The organism is Aeromonas sp. CA23 (assembly GCF_002587065.1).
GTDB lineage: Bacteria > Pseudomonadota > Gammaproteobacteria > Enterobacterales > Aeromonadaceae > Aeromonas > Aeromonas bestiarum.
Genome location: NZ_CP023818.1, coordinates 2,461,696 through 2,476,233 on the forward strand (window position 1 = coordinate 2,461,696; position 14,538 = coordinate 2,476,233).

General features: G+C 61.2%; 12 protein-coding genes. 10 read left to right on the top strand and 2 right to left on the bottom strand.

The features are described from left to right. The first annotated feature begins 7 nt into the window (after nucleotides 1–7). Entirely contained in the window at nucleotides 8–2,128 is a 2,121-nt protein-coding gene (locus CK910_RS11670; protein WP_098983137.1) for a sensor histidine kinase, read from the top strand. Nucleotides 2,129–2,252: 124 nt separating this feature from the next. Here the strand turns inward: CK910_RS11670 and CK910_RS11675 are convergent, their stop codons facing one another. Next, nucleotides 2,253–3,119, bottom strand: coding sequence for a helix-turn-helix transcriptional regulator (locus CK910_RS11675; RefSeq protein ID WP_005312265.1), 867 nt, complete (start codon nucleotides 3,117–3,119; stop codon nucleotides 2,253–2,255). A gap of 89 nt (nucleotides 3,120–3,208) precedes the next feature. Continuing rightward, nucleotides 3,209–4,066 carry a formate dehydrogenase accessory sulfurtransferase FdhD gene (locus CK910_RS11680; protein ID WP_098983140.1) on the bottom strand — a complete coding sequence of 286 codons (858 nt, stop codon included), beginning with the start codon at nucleotides 4,064–4,066 and terminating at the stop codon, nucleotides 3,209–3,211. A gap of 240 nt (nucleotides 4,067–4,306) precedes the next feature. On the opposite strand from CK910_RS11680, the gene CK910_RS11685 reads away from it, so the two are divergent. The 9 genes from CK910_RS11685 (at nucleotide 4,307) to CK910_RS11725 (ending at nucleotide 14,537) form a co-directional block, all read left to right on the top strand. Then, nucleotides 4,307–5,629, top strand: coding sequence for a HEPN domain-containing protein (locus CK910_RS11685; RefSeq protein ID WP_157774613.1), 1,323 nt, complete (start codon nucleotides 4,307–4,309; stop codon nucleotides 5,627–5,629). Between the two features lie 426 nt (nucleotides 5,630–6,055). Continuing rightward, complete coding sequence (locus CK910_RS11690; RefSeq protein WP_098983145.1) at nucleotides 6,056–6,625, top strand: DUF3305 domain-containing protein; 570 nt, start codon at nucleotides 6,056–6,058, stop codon at nucleotides 6,623–6,625. Beyond that, the gene (locus CK910_RS11695; protein ID WP_098983148.1) at nucleotides 6,618–7,286 is read left to right on the top strand and encodes a DUF3306 domain-containing protein; all 669 of its coding nucleotides are present in this window, start codon (nucleotides 6,618–6,620) and stop codon (nucleotides 7,284–7,286) included. Before CK910_RS11690 ends, CK910_RS11695 begins: the two co-directional genes overlap by 8 nt. A gap of 104 nt (nucleotides 7,287–7,390) precedes the next feature. Then, a complete protein-coding gene (locus CK910_RS11700; RefSeq protein ID WP_441296864.1) occupies nucleotides 7,391–9,121 on the top strand; it encodes a 4Fe-4S binding protein in 1,731 nt (576 codons plus the stop codon). Between the two features lie 10 nt (nucleotides 9,122–9,131). Next, nucleotides 9,132–9,764 carry a TorD/DmsD family molecular chaperone gene (locus CK910_RS11705; RefSeq protein WP_172955297.1) on the top strand — a complete coding sequence of 211 codons (633 nt, stop codon included), beginning with the start codon at nucleotides 9,132–9,134 and terminating at the stop codon, nucleotides 9,762–9,764. Between the two features lie 73 nt (nucleotides 9,765–9,837). After that, on the top strand, nucleotides 9,838–10,041 hold the full coding sequence (locus tag CK910_RS11710) for a transcriptional initiation protein Tat (RefSeq protein ID WP_043137891.1): 204 nt from the start codon (nucleotides 9,838–9,840) through the stop codon (nucleotides 10,039–10,041). Nucleotides 10,042–10,064: 23 nt separating this feature from the next. Beyond that, nucleotides 10,065–12,941 carry a formate dehydrogenase subunit alpha gene (locus tag CK910_RS11715; protein WP_098983156.1) on the top strand — a complete coding sequence of 959 codons (2,877 nt, stop codon included), beginning with the start codon at nucleotides 10,065–10,067 and terminating at the stop codon, nucleotides 12,939–12,941. Nucleotides 12,942–12,945: 4 nt separating this feature from the next. Continuing rightward, complete coding sequence (fdh3B, locus tag CK910_RS11720) at nucleotides 12,946–13,569, top strand: formate dehydrogenase FDH3 subunit beta (protein ID WP_042865547.1); 624 nt, start codon at nucleotides 12,946–12,948, stop codon at nucleotides 13,567–13,569. After that, nucleotides 13,566–14,537, top strand: a complete 972-nt coding sequence (locus tag CK910_RS11725) for a formate dehydrogenase subunit gamma (protein WP_098983158.1) — start codon at nucleotides 13,566–13,568, stop codon at nucleotides 14,535–14,537. Before fdh3B ends, CK910_RS11725 begins: the two co-directional genes overlap by 4 nt. Nucleotide 14,538: the final 1 nt, after the last annotated feature.

Consider the following 14,538-nt stretch of genomic DNA (forward strand, 5'->3'; position numbering starts at 1 on the left):
CACCGCTATGACCCTGCTGCCGCGCTGGCTCAAGACCAAGGTACGCTGGCGCCTGCTGCTGCTCACCTCGGTGCCCATCATGCTGACCCTGGTGGGCATGATAGGGCTGACGCTTTACTGGACCCTCACCTACAGCTGGCAGAACCTGCTCACCAATGTGCGCGGCGACCTCGGGGTGGCCCACCATGCGGTCAATGTGCAGCAGCAGCGTCAGGCCGAACATCTGGAGCACCTGCGCGATGCCTGGGCCTTCCAGCTGCGGCTGCGCCAGACGCCCGAAGAGCTGCAGGCCTGGGTGATGCCGCTGGCGGCCAACTACGATCTCGATTTTCTGCGCTTGCGCAGTGGTGCCGAACTGGATCAGTTGACCGCCCGGGAGCGCACGGCCCTCGCCGCCGGGCGCAGCGTGAGCCACTTCGTGGTCTGGTCGCGGGAGCAGTTGCTGGCCCTCTCGCCCGCCCTTGCCAGTCGCGCCGTGCTGGACAGGGAGCACACGGCCGCCCCTGGCCAGGAGACCCGGGGGCTAGTCAGCCTCTCCCTGACGCCCGTCATGGCCAGAGACGGCTCCCTCTGGGCCGTGCTGGAGGGGGGCGAGCTCATCAACGGCAGCACCCGGCTGGTGGACGAGCTCAAGGGGCAGGTGTTTGCCAAAAATACCCTGCCAGCGGGGAGCATAGGCACTGTCACCTTGTTTCTCGGCGATCTGAGGGTAAGCACCAACGTGCCCGCCAGCAGCAGTCGCCAGCTGGGGCGAGCAGTGGGCACCCGGGTCTCGGCACCGGTGCGCGAGCAGGTGCTGGGCCGGGGGGAGCTGTGGGTCGACCGCGCCTTCGTGCACGACGCCTGGTATGTCTCCGGTTACGAGCCCTTGCTCGGGGCACACGGTGAGCGCATCGGCATGCTCTACGTCGGCTTTCTGGAGTGGCCCTTCATTCGCACCTACCTCACCAACCTGCTGGAGCTGGGCTCAGGCGTGGTGGTGCTGCTCCTGCTCTCGGGCCTGCTGGTCTATCGCGGCGCGCGGGATCTCTTCACCCCCATAGAGCGGATGCACGGCGTGGTGCGTCAGGTGCAGCACGACCAGTCTGCCAGGGTAGGGGCGCTGCCGCTCGACCCCGACCACGAGCTGGCCCAGTTGGGGCGTCAGTTTGACGCCATGCTGGACAGGCAGGCCGCGCACCAGCAGCAGCTGGCCCGTAGCGCCGACGAGCTGGAACAAAAGGTGGCCGAGCGCACCTTGAGCCTCAAGCAGAAGACTGCCGAGCTTGAACACCACATCCATATGCTGACCCAGGCGCGCCAGCAGTTGCTCATCAGCGAGAAGCTGGCGGCCCTCGGCGAGCTGTGCGCCGGGGTAGCCCACGAGATCAATAACCCGCTGGCGGTGATCCTCGGCAATGTGGAGCTGATGAAGCTGGAGCTGGGGGAGGCTGCCGCCCCGGTCAGCGAGGAGCTGGCGCTGGTGCTGGCCCAGATAGAGCGCATTCGCGCCATCACCCGCAGCCTGCTCCAATACTCCCGCCCCGGCGACTACGAGACGGCGCCCGTCTGGCAGCACCTCACCCCCATCATCGAAGAGAGCCTGACCCTGGTCCGCTCCGCCCTGCGCCAGCAGCAGGTGAACCTGGTGGCCGACTTGCAGGCCCAGCAACCCATAGAGGCGGATCGCCAGCAGCTGTTGCAGGTGCTGATAAACCTGCTGGTCAACGCCAGCCATGCGCTGGGGGAGCAGGGAGAGATCCGGGTCGAGAGTCGCGACTGGTTCGACGCGGCGGGAGGGTTGCAAGGGGCCGAGGTGCGGGTCATCGACAACGGCAGCGGCATAGACGCCGCCATCATGGACAAGATCTTCGACCCCTTTTTCACCACCCGTGCCACAGGCACAGGCCTTGGGCTGGCCCTGAGCCACCGCATCATCAGCCGCTGGGGCGGGGAGTTGGTGGTGGCCTCCACCCTGGGCAAAGGAAGCTGCTTTACCATCAGGCTGCTCAGCCGTGCCCGCCTGCCCAGCGGCGGCGAGCCCGCCCAGCTGGAGGGATGGCGCATCGCGCTCGGGGCCGAAGGGCGTGAATCTGGCACTGCGGTGCATGAGCCTGACTCGGCAGTGGGTGAGTCACGGAAAGGGTAAGTGCCTACCCATTTATCAGAGCGGATGAATAGCACAGATGGGCAATAAAACAGACGGGCCTGCCAGGGTGGCAGGCCCGTGCTGGTCAGGGCTGTCGGCACAAAGAGAGGGCTAGCCTCTTTCGCTACTGCGGGCTCCACACCAGCTTGCCGCTCTGGGTCAGGTCATAGCCGCCGAGGCGGGCCGCCAGCTCGCGCCCCTCGGGGGATTGCAGCCAGCCGATCAGCTGTTGCAGCAGGGTGCGAAAGAAGACCCCCTGCGGCATCACCAGATCGAAGCACTCCTGCGACAGCGGCATAAAGCCGAGGCCAAACTCGGTGGCGGTGCTCTGGGCACCGGGCCCCACGTCGGCATCGCCACGGCTGATGGCGGCGGCCAGCTCCCGCTCGCTGTTGACCTCAATGGTGCGCTCCAGCCTGGTCAACGACTCCCCCTGGGTTTGCAGCCACTCCTGCAGGGCGCGCTGGCTGCCAGCACCCTCTTGGCGCATGGCCCAGCGCCAGTCGAGCGCCTCTTTCGCCTCCTTGGGCTGCAGCCCTTGCCGCAGTACCAGTCCCTGTACCCGCCGAAAGCCATGCACGATCACCCATTGCCGGTGGCCCTGATACTGTTGCACCAGCGCCGGGTGGCGCAGGTGGGCCTCCTCGGCCTGCCCCCAGTGGATGGCGCAGAGATCCACATGGCCGCGCGCCAGCATCGCCAGCCCCTGACGGGTGCCGCACGGGGTGTAGCCCACCAGCGCCTGGGTGCCGAGCTGCTGGGCCAAGCGGCTGCTGGCGTAGTGCAGCAGTACGTCGTCGGAGCCTGCCAGCAGTAGCCGGTCGTTCATCACCCCCTCGTGGCAGCTGCCGAGCAGCCAGCGATCGAGCAGGGAGCGCGGAAACAGCCACTTGCCGGTCGCCTTGGTGGCGGGGATGCGCGCCTCGTTGGCGAGCTGGTAGACCTTCTTCTCGTTGAGATCGAGATACTCGGCCACCTGCTTCACGTTCATAAATTCGTTCATGGCTTGCGCTTGATCCTCTGGCTTGCCCGGTCGAGATACAGGGCGATCTGCTCGGCACTCATAAATTCAGTCATGGCTTACTCTCGTTGACCCCGACCTGAGGGGCTGCTGGGCAGCACAGGTGGCTTCTCGTCCAGCTCCAGATGCTGCTGGCCGGTAAAGACCTCGAAGTGGCGCCCCTTGGCGCGGGCAATCATGGTGATGCCGAGCTGGCGAGCGAGATCCAGCCCCATCTGGGTGACGCCGGAGCGCGACAGCAGCACGGGAATACCCATCTGCGCCACCTTGATCACCATCTCCGAGGTGAGCCGGCCCGTGGTGTAGAAGATCTTGTCGGCGCCGCTCTCGCCGGTCATCCAGAGCTCGCCCGCCAGGGTATCCACCGCATTGTGGCGCCCCACGTCCTCGACAAAGGAGAGGATCTCGCTGCCGCGACAGATGGCGCAGCCGTGCACGGCGCCGGCCATCTTGTAGGTCTCGTTATGGGCCGACAGGGCTTTCAGCAGGGCATAGAGGGTGCTCTGTTTCAGCGTGGGTGCCGCCAAGACCACCCCTTCGAGCTTCTTCATCACGCTGCCATACATGGTGCCCTGACCGCAGCCGGAGGTGACCGTCTTCTTCTCCAGCGCCTGGTCGAGATCTTCGGCCTGCTGGCTGCTCACCACGGCGGCGGCCTCGCTCTCCCAGTCGACGATCACCGACTCTATGGCTGCAATATCCTCGATAAAGCCCTGATTCTTGAGATAGCCCAACACCAGCGCCTCGGGGCGGGCCCCCAGCGTCATCAGGGTCACTATCTCCTTCCAGTTGAGGTAGACCGTCAGTGGCCGCTCACAGGCGATTTGGCGGGTTTGCAGCGTGCCCTGTTCATCCATCACCTCGACGGCCATGGTGAGCTGGGCGGCAGCATTGCTTTTGATAAAGGTCGGTGTCATGGGCCCCTCGCGACCGGTTGCCGGGATCTAAGGAGAGGGATACAGCAAGTTTTGTTCCAGATTATTTGGAGAGGGATAATAAGGTTTTGTGTTACATGGCAGAACATGGATATCTTGCTTGTAAATTGGCTGGACAAATGGTGGTCAGCGAAAGAATATATACGCCAACAATGCAATAAATATTTTAAATGTTAATTGAGGCTTTGTAACTCAAATATCTATAAAATAGAGGCGGGTTTGATGAGTGAAAAATATAGTGCTTTCGAAAGCTACGAGTTTTTTGGTGATTTTTTTACGCAAGGAAATACTGAAGGAGTTAGGTTTCCTGCAAAAATTAAATATTCTCCACAGAATGGTTTGCAATTAGAATACAGCCTTTCAAATAGCAGTTTTCCTAGTACGTGCGATCGATTATTTGGGGTTTTAAGTAATGGTAAAAAATGTACTCTAGTTGGAAGTTTTGATTTTGAAAGCGGAACTCACTACATGGGTTCTGTTTTTGTAAAATCAGGAGTACATGGATTCTTATACTTAATTATTGGAGATTTTGTTAATTCTGGGCAAACGTTTGAGTGTGCACTTTTTACATTTAATGGTATGCAGGAGTTCATTCATCCACAAGGATTTGCTACGCAACTAAAATATCAAGAGGAACCTATTGTAGAAGTCGATGGTGATGGGTGGAATATCAAGGTTGAAAATGCTGCCACTTACTCTATGGTCGGTAATCAGATAATAAATCTTATCTATTCTCGAGATAAAGAAGCAACAGAAAAACTGGCGGCCGCATTAGAGAAAATAAAAGAGGAGCATCCTACCTCGTACTTTAATTTGAGAAAAACGCTTAAATATTATGTTCGTTACACAACAGACACACAACAAGAAGCCGACAGACTTATAAATGATATAACAAAGATATCCGCTCTATTTTCTATTCTAATGTCTCGCCCAGTATTTCCTGATGAGATAACGTTGAAATTGACAGGGAAGGACTACACACTAAATGTACTTAATAGCTTGGTATTGGAAGGTCGTACAGTTGAGTTAGCTAAGGAAGAGATTAACCATAGATTCATCCCTATTAATTGGAAGCAGATTGATATGAAGAACGTGCTTTCAAACTGGCTTGATGTTTATGATGATTTTCAAGTGCTGTCTATATCACATCAGTATGAAACTGGCTTTAGAACTCTTCATTATGCTCAAAGCGATATCATTCTGTATTCAACTCAATTAGAAGCTATAAATGTTGATTTAGGTGGTGGTTCATCCGAAAAATATGTAAGACCGTTTAATACATATGCATCATCGGAACTAAAATCTCAATTGGCTAAAATTTTTGAGAAAACTGAGGAGCCTGACTTGGGTCGTGCGATTGCCTCTTTACGTAATGAATTAGCTCATGTTGGGCGTCCGAAAGTAATGATGAAGAAATTAAATATTGATGACTATATTGATATTGGCCAAATTCTTAGACTTGTAGTTATCTCACATTTATTTGCAAAGTTGGGTATTCACCAAGAACAAATCCACCAGTATCAGGGACGTTTGAGTCATAGCTGAAAATGAAAAGTTATATATTGAGATGCATATTGTTCGTTTGGAAAAATCCGAAATAACAGTTCCTAATATCTCGTATATTGGGCTAAATCGTAGGTTGGTGCTGAACGAAGTAAAGCCCAACGTTTACCGCGTGATCTTGTTGATATAGGCAATCATCTGGTCACTCGGTTATTGCCAACACCAAGCTGGATTGGGGGGGGAATTGTTTTTTCTTTGCATGTTGGGCTTCGCTGCGCTCAGCGCCAACCTACCTCCCGCACGATGCCCCAACCCGCATCAAAGCCCCCATCAACCACCACACCCGCCTTGGCCCCACTCTTGCTATGTCTTATCCCATTGATGGCCGTGGCCGCCTCGATTTACCCGCAGTGACCAGCCCCGACCGGGGCTAATCATAGAGAAGGGCGGCCCGGCAGAGACCTTCTGATGGGAGTCGCGACAGTGCAAGACACAACCAAACCCCTCTCCCCGCAGCGCTGGCTGCAGCTGGAGTTGAATGCCATCGACAGCCAGGTTGGCCGCTGGCAGAGCCGCCGCTTCGAGATTGCGGCGCTCCATCCCGCCGAACCCGAGGCTGCCGGTGCGCTGCCCCTCACCCTGTTTCGCGATGAGCGGGGGGATTATCGCTTTAACTTAAGCTCCGGCTCGCCACGCCTCTTTGTCACCGGAAGCCGCGTGGACAATGGCTTTGTGGCCGATGGGCTGACCCTGAGTCAGACAGTGGCGGCCGCCTATATGGATGGCGAGCGACAGGTGCTCTCCTGCCCGCTGCCCGAGGCGCTGCAAGCCTGGGTGGAGGCCTTTATCGGCCGCCATGGCGAGCTGCTGGAGGCCCGTCGCAAGGGCAAGAAGGGCAAGGGGCGGGCGCAGGATCAGCTGGGGGTCGATACGAGAGTTGAGACATCAAGAGAGGCCAGTGATCAAGCCAATTGCGGTGCCGTCAAGGCCACAGGCCCCGATGGCCGCGAGCGTTCGGGAGCAGGCTCCCATGAGTGAGTTCCTCAAGCGCTGGTCGGCTCGAAAGCATCAGGCATTGCAGCCACGGGAGCAGGCCGACCCCGAGGTTGTTGTTATCCCCACCGAAGGCAATGGCAAAGATGAAATGCCAGATACAGAGCTGGATAGCCGCGTAGTCAGCACTGACAAGAGGAGTGGTGAACCCGAGGCTGCCGAGGGTCTCCTGTATGAGGTGTCGGAGGGAAAACCGGCTATCGATGACGCCGCTTCGCAGCCGGCCAGACCAATCCAGCCGGGCAAATCTGCACTGCCTGACAAAGAGACACTGAGAGCCATGTTTCGCACTCACAAGCCGGACGGGCTGGATGACTACACCCAGGATTTCAGCCAGCCCGAGCTGTTGCCGGCGGCCCTGACCGCCGGGCTGCGCAACTGGCTGGTGGAGACGGTGACGGCGCCAGAGGCCGAGTCCGGCAGCGCACTGTCGCCATCAGATCAGGCATCACCCGAGCAGGCCCTTGCCAACCAGCCAGCCGCTGCCCCCTCTTTTTCTTCTCCCGCCTCCCAGCGGAGTGAACCGCCCGCCATCTTGCCGGCCCCGGATCCACAAGCCCACACCAAGGATCGGGACATTTTGGTTGATGAGGGTGGACAAAATGTCCCAACCAAGGATGGGGGAATGGAGCGTCTGGGATCCTGACTCCCTGCCAGTCACTATTTTTCCGGGGGAGTTGGCTCGGCTCTTGCTCCTCCACAAGACCAACAAGCGATCCATCCCATGAGGTGGACCGCACAGGAGTGCATGTGAGCATCGAACAACATTACTCAAACCTGACCCCCGATGGGGGAGTGGCGGGGCGCAATGAGCGAGCCCGCGCCGACGCCTTGCGCCACACGGTCAAGACCGACAACCTGATCCCGGCCACCGTCTCCTACCAGAGCCAGGGCCGCTTGTTGCTGGTTGGCCCGGAAGATCGCATTCGCCGCGCCGCCAGCCTGCTGCCCCAAGGCGTGATGCCTACCCTGCTGGTCACCGAATCCGTCCACGATGCCGAGGCGGCAGATCTCGAGGCCATCTTCGACGCCACCGCATCCCTCGCTGCCCTGACCCTGCGCGAGCCGAGCCTCAAGGGCTATCTCGGTCAGTACCAGCTAACCGGCCTGAACGGGCAGGGGGAGCGGGTTGATCTGGCGGGGCTTTGTTTTCCACAACAGGGTTTCCCGCAGCAGGCCGTTTCTGATGGCGAGCCTCGCTTCGATCTGGTGGCCGATCTGGGCCGCACGCCGCTGTTTGCGCTGGAGCGCCCACCGATCGGCTATCTGCATCTGGTTGATGACGAAGGGTTGGCCGCACAGCTCGCCGAGCTGTGCGCCCTGACCGGCATCTTCGACAAGCCGCGTTATTTTCGCCTCGACGCCGAGGCCTGTGCCTTTACCGCTCGCGGCGTGCCAGGTTGCAGCCGCTGCCTCGATGTCTGCCCGACCGATGCGCTCAAGCCCGTCAACGGCCGCATCCAGATAGATCCGCACCTCTGCCAGGGCTTTGGCAGTTGCGCCTCCGCCTGCCCGACCGGGGCGATTGCCTATCACCAGCCCGATGCCAGCACCAGCGGCGACTACCTGCTGCGCCTGCTCAAACGCTATCGGGAGGCGGGCGGCGCCCACCCTGTGCTGCTGATCGCCGGGGAGAACGAGCGGGCACGGCTTGAGGCCAGCCTGCCCGCCCTGCCAACCCACTGGTTGCCGGTCTGGGTGGAAGAGAGCGCCAGCCTGGGGGTTGAGAGCTGGTTGGCGGCGCTCGCCTATGGTGCCAGCGCGGTGCGCATAGTGCTTGGCGAGGACGCCCCCGCCAGCGTGCGGGCCCTGCTGGAGCGGGAGCTGGCCAGCGCCGCCGTACTGCTGGTGGGGGCCGGTTTATCGGCGGACCGGGTGGCGCTCCACTCCCTGAGCGCCATGGAGCGTGCCAGTGAACACCCTGGCACTGCGTTGTTCGACAAACCGCTCAAAGGGGAGAAGCGGGAGACCCTGTTTGCCGCCTTCGATGCCCTCTGGCAGGCCAACGGGGGCAACCACGAGCCGCTGGCTGTGCCCCACGGCGCCCCTTACGGCGCCGTGGTGCTCAAGGAATCGGACTGCACCCTCTGCATGGGCTGCGTGGCTGTCTGCCCGACCCGCGCCCTGCATGCGGTGGGCCACACGCCCGGCCTCAACTTTATCGAGCAGGACTGCATCCAGTGCGGCATGTGCGAAAAAGCCTGCCCCGAGCAGGCCATCGTCCTTGCACCCCGCCTGCAGCCTGTGCCCGAGGTGCGCCGCGCCGTGCAGAGCCTCAAAGCCGAGGAGGCCGCCTGCTGCATTCGCTGCTCCAAGCCGTTTGCGCCAGCTTCCCTCATTCGTCGCATCCAGCAAAAGCTGGCCGGTCACTCCCACTTCCAGAATGAAGCCGCCGCGCGGTTGCTGATGTGTGAGGATTGCCGGGTCAAGGATGTGTTTACGGCGCTGGCGGCGGATCCTGCCGCCCAGCTCAAGATATGAGGGGCCTGTGATGAGTGAACAACCGAATAGCCATACCGCACTGAATGCAGGCGAACTGACCATGACAGATCTGGAACAGAGCAGCGCCGACATGTATGCCCTGCTGGCGAGCCTGTGGCGCGCCGCTCCCCGAGGCGAGCAACTCGCCTGGTTGCAAGGCTTGCAGGCCATGCCGGGCCCCTTTGCCAGAGGGCTGGGGCTGGTGCAACTGGCCGCCAGCAGCCACCGCGAAAGCGAACTCGCCGAGGAGTATCAGGATCTCTTTATCGGCCTGGGGCGCGGCGAGATAGTGCCGTTTGCCTCCTGGTATCTCACCGGCTCTCTGATGGAGCTGCCGCTGGCGGTGCTGCGGGCCGATCTGCAATCCCTGGGTTTCGAGCGCCAGAGCGGGGTGTGCGAACCCGAGGACCACCTGGCCGCTCTGTGCGAGGTGATGGCGGTATTGATTGCCGAGCAGCACCCCGAGCGCAACCGCTTCTATGAACGGCATCTGGCCCCCTGGGTGCTTGCCTGCTGCCGCGATCAGCAAGAGGCGAAGGGGGGCAGCTTCTACCGGGCGGTCGGGGCGCTTGCCGAAGACTTTTTCAAACTGGAGCAGGATCTGCGCCTGCCCTTTGGTACCCCTGTGGTGACGCTGCCATGACGCGGCACCCACTCACTCATAGCGAAGCCGGCACAGTGCGGCTGGCCATAACAAAAACAGAGGTCACAGAAAGATGAGCGATGAAAAGCTGAAAGACCCGTCCCGACGCAATCTGATCAAGGGGGTGGGCGTGGTCGCCACCATAGGCGTGCTGGCCGGTGCCACCGGTCGGGTGGTGAGCAAGGAGGCGCTGACCCACGATACCCAGCCCGACAAGGGCTATCGGGAGACACCCCATGTTCACGACTTTTATCGCACCCTGCGCGGCACCGACTGAGCCGGCTCAGTGAAGGAGAACTCATGAAACTGACAAAACGAGCCGAGCCGGTCAACGCGAGCGAGCAAGGCAATGCGGCCGCTCGCGGCCAGGGGCTGACCCGCCGCGCCTTTATGGTCAACTCAAGTCTGGTGGCCGGCGGCGCCGTTGCCGCCGGTTGGCTGGCCCCCGCCATGATGCAACGGGCCGAGGCCAAAACCGTGGCGGCCGAGGTGCCGGTCGAGGTGAAGCGCACCATCTGCTCCCACTGTTCTGTGGGTTGCGGCGTTTACGCCGAGGTGCAAAACGGCGTCTGGACCGGTCAGGAGCCGGCGTTTGATCACCCCTTCAACCTCGGCGGTCACTGCGCCAAGGGGGCGGCCCTGCGTGAGCACGGCCACGGCGAGCGTCGCCTCAAGTACCCGATGAAGCTGGTGGGCGGCAAGTGGCAGCGTCTGAGCTGGGAGCAGGCCATCGAAGAGGTGGGCAACGAGGTGTTGCGCCTTCGCAAGGAGTCCGGCCCCGACAGTGTCTACTGGCTCGGCTCCGCCAAGCACTCCAACGAGCAGGCCTACCTGTTTCGCAAGATGGCGTCCCTGTGGGGCACCAACAACGTGGATCACCAGGCGCGCATCTGCCACTCCACCACGGTCGCCGGGGTAGCCAACACCTGGGGCTATGGCGCCATGACCAACAGCCTGAACGACATGCACAACAGCAAGTCGATCATGTTTATCGGCTCCAACCCGGCGGAGGCCCACCCGGTCGCCATGCAGCACATACTGCTGGCGAAAGAGCGCAACGGCTGCAAGATCCTGGTGGTCGACCCGCGCCGCACCCGCACCGCCGCCAAGGCGGACATGTACCTCTCCCTGCGTCCGGGCACAGACGTCGCCTTTATCTGGGGCATGCTCTGGCACATCTTCAAGAACGGCTGGGAAGACAAGGAGTTCATCCGCACCCGTGTCTACGGCATGGACGAGGTGCAAAAAGAGGTGGCGCGCTGGACTCCGGCCGAAGTGGAGCGGGTGACCGGCCTCAACGAACAGCAGGTTCATGGCGCCGCCAAGCTGCTGGCCGACAACCGCCCCGGCTGCGTGGTCTGGTGCATGGGCGGAACCCAGCACACCACGGGCAACAACAACACCCGTGCTTACTGCATCCTCGAACTGGCCCTCGGCAACGTGGGCAAGAGCGGGGCGGGCACCAACATCTTCCGCGGTCACGACAACGTGCAGGGCGCCACCGATTTTGGCGTCACCTCCGACTCCCTGCCCGGCTACTACGGGCTGGAAGAGGGCTCCTGGAAACACTGGGCCCGGGTGTGGGATGTGGATTACGAGTGGATCAAGGCGCGTTTTGACAACAAGGCCTACAACGGCAAGCTGCCGATGCAGAACAACGGCATTCCTGTCTCCCGCTGGGTGGACGGTGTGCTGGAGAACGCCGATCTCATCGAGCAGGGCTCCAACATTCGCGCCATGTTCTACTGGGGCCATGCGGTCAACTCCCAGACCCGCGGCCCCGAGATGAAGAAGGCGATGCAAAAGCTCGACATCATGGTGATTGTCGACCCGTACCCCACAGTCGCCGCCGTCATGAACGATCGCACCGACGGCGTCTACTTGCTGCCGGCCACCACCCAGTTCGAGACCTATGGCTCCGTCACCGCCACCAACCGCTCCATGCAGTGGCGCGACAAGGTGGTCGAGCCCCTGTTCGAATCCAGGGTCGACCACGAGATCATGTATCTGCTGAGCAAGAAGCTGGGCTTCGCCGATGAGCTGTTCAAGCACATCAAGGTGGAGAACAACGAGCCGCTCTTGGAAGACATCACCCGCGAGTACAACCGCGGCATGTGGAGCGTGGGCTACACAGGCCAGAGCCCGGAGCGGCTCAAGGCACACCAGCAGAACTGGCACACCTTCCACAAGACCAACCTCAAGGCCGAAGGGGGCCCGGTGAGCGGCGAGATCTATGGTCTGCCCTGGCCCTGCTGGGGCACCCCTGAGATGAAACACCCAGGCAGCCACATCCTCTACGACACCAGCATTCCGGTCTCCGAGGGGGGCGGCGGTTTCCGCGCCCGTTTCGGCATCGAGTATCAGGGCGTCTCGCTGCTCGCCGAAGACTCCTGGCCGAAGGGGAGCGAGGTGGAAGATGGCTATCCCGAGATCACCGCCGATCTGATGAAACAGCTCGGCTGGTGGGATGAGCTGACCGAGGCCGAGAAGAAGGAGGCCGAGGGCAAGAACTGGAAGACCGACCTTTCTGGCGGTATCCAGCGGGTCGCCATCAAGCACGGCTTCGTGCCCTATGGCAACGCCAAGGCGCGCTGCGTGGTGTGGACCTTCCCGGATCAGGTGCCCAAACACCGCGAGCCGCTCTACACCCCGCGCCGGGATCTCTTGGCCGACTACGCCACCTGGTCTGACTCCAAGAGCCTGTGGCGCCTGCCGACCCAGTACGCCTCCATTCAGGAGAAGGACGTCAGCAAGGAGTTCCCCATCATACTCACCTCCGGCCGTCTGGTGGAGTACGAGGGAGGCGGCGATGAGACCCGCTCCAACCCCTGGCTGGCGGAGTTGCAGCAGGAGATGTTCGTCGAGATGAACCCGGCGGATGCCAACGACGTCGGCGTGCGCGACGGTCAGGATGTGTGGGTCGAGGGGCCGGAAGGGGGCCGGGTGCTGGTCAAGGCGTTGGTGACCCCAAGGGTCAAACCGGGGCTGGCCTTTATGCCGTTCCACTTCGGCGGCCACTTCGAGGGCCAGGATCTGAGATCCAAATATCCGGAAGGGTCTGACCCTTATGTGCTGGGGGAGTCGGTCAACATAGTCACCACCTATGGTTATGACCCAGTCACCCAGATGCAGGAGACCAAGGTCACCCTGTGCCGCTTTCGCAAAGTAGGAGCCTGATCTCATGGCCAGAATGAAATTCATGTGTGACACCAAGCGCTGCATCGAGTGCAACGGCTGTGTGACGGCGTGCAAGAACGAGAACGACGATGCCCTGGAGTGGGGCATACAGCGGCGCCGGGTGGTGACCCTCAACGACGGCCTGCCGGGGGAGACCTCCATCTCGGTCGCCTGCATGCACTGCACCGACGCTCCCTGCATGGCGGTCTGCCCGGCGGACTGCTTCTATCACACGGACGACGGCATAGTGCTGCACAACAAGGATCTCTGCATCGGCTGCGGCTACTGCTTGTTCGCCTGCCCGTTCGGGGCGCCCCAGTTCCCGAAAACTGCCGCCTTCGGCGATCGGGGCAAGATGGACAAGTGCACCTTCTGCGCCGGCGGCCCGGAAGAAGATCACAGCGAGGCGGAGCGCCAGAAGTACGGTGCCAACCGCATCGCCGAGGGCAAGCTGCCCATGTGTGCCGAGCTCTGCTCCACCAAGGCGCTGCTGGCGGGGGATGCGCAGGTCATCTCCGACATCTTCCGCGAGCGGGTCGCCTATCGCGGCGCCAAGGAAGCGGGTTGGGGCAGCGGTGAAGAGCTGTTCCATGACGCCAGCAAGGCGGGCAAGGGAGGGGCGGCATGAAAACCTGGCTAATGGCCCTGTTTGCCGCCCTGCTGCTGGTGAGCACTGCCAGCTTCGCCGACGCCGAGAAGGAGGCGGTCGGTTTTGCCGGCGCCGACTACTGGCGGGCGGTGAAGGATGGGCAGGAGGGGGTGACCACCTCCCGCTCGCCGGAGCACGGGGTGCTGATCTCGGTGCCGGGCCAGCTCTGGTTCGAGGTGAAGACCAAGTGGGTGTCACCGCTCGGTGCCATCGCCATCTTCGGCTCCCTGGCTATGTGCGGCCTGATGTACTGGGCTGTGGGGCCGACCAAGCTCTCCAAGCCACGCACCGGGCGCAAGCTCAAACGCTGGAGCCGGCTGGATAGGGCGCTGCACTGGACCACGGCGGGCATGTTCCTGACCCTTTCCGGCTCAGGGCTGGCCATCATCTACGGCAAGCATTTCATCAAGCCGGTGGTGAGCATGGGGGTGTGGGAGAACTGGATCTGGTTCGCCAAGGAGTTCCACAACTACGTGGGGCCGCTCTTCTTCCTCTGTTTGCTCGGCGTGCTCATCAAGTGGTTTCGCCACAACATAGTCAACATGGTGGATGTGCGCTGGTTCATGAAGGCGGGCGGCATGCTGGGCCCCCACAAGGGCAGCCACCCCTCGGCGGGCTTCTCCAACGGCGGCGAGAAGGCCATTTTCTGGCTGCTGATCTGGTTTGGCGGCATAGTGGTGGCGACCGGGCTGTTTCTGGACTTCCCCATCTTCGGCCAGCTGCGCCGCCAGATGGAGTGGGCCAGCTTCATCCATATCGTCGGGGCGCTGATCCTCATCTGCGGCTTCATCTTCCATATCTACATGGGCCTGTTCCAGCTGGAAGGGGCGCTGGAGGGGATGATCAGCGGCGAGGTGGACGAGACCTGGGCCAAGGAGCACCACGATCTCTGGTATGAAGAGGTGAAGCACCAGCTCGACCAGCCCAAGGCAGGCAAGCCCGACTGAG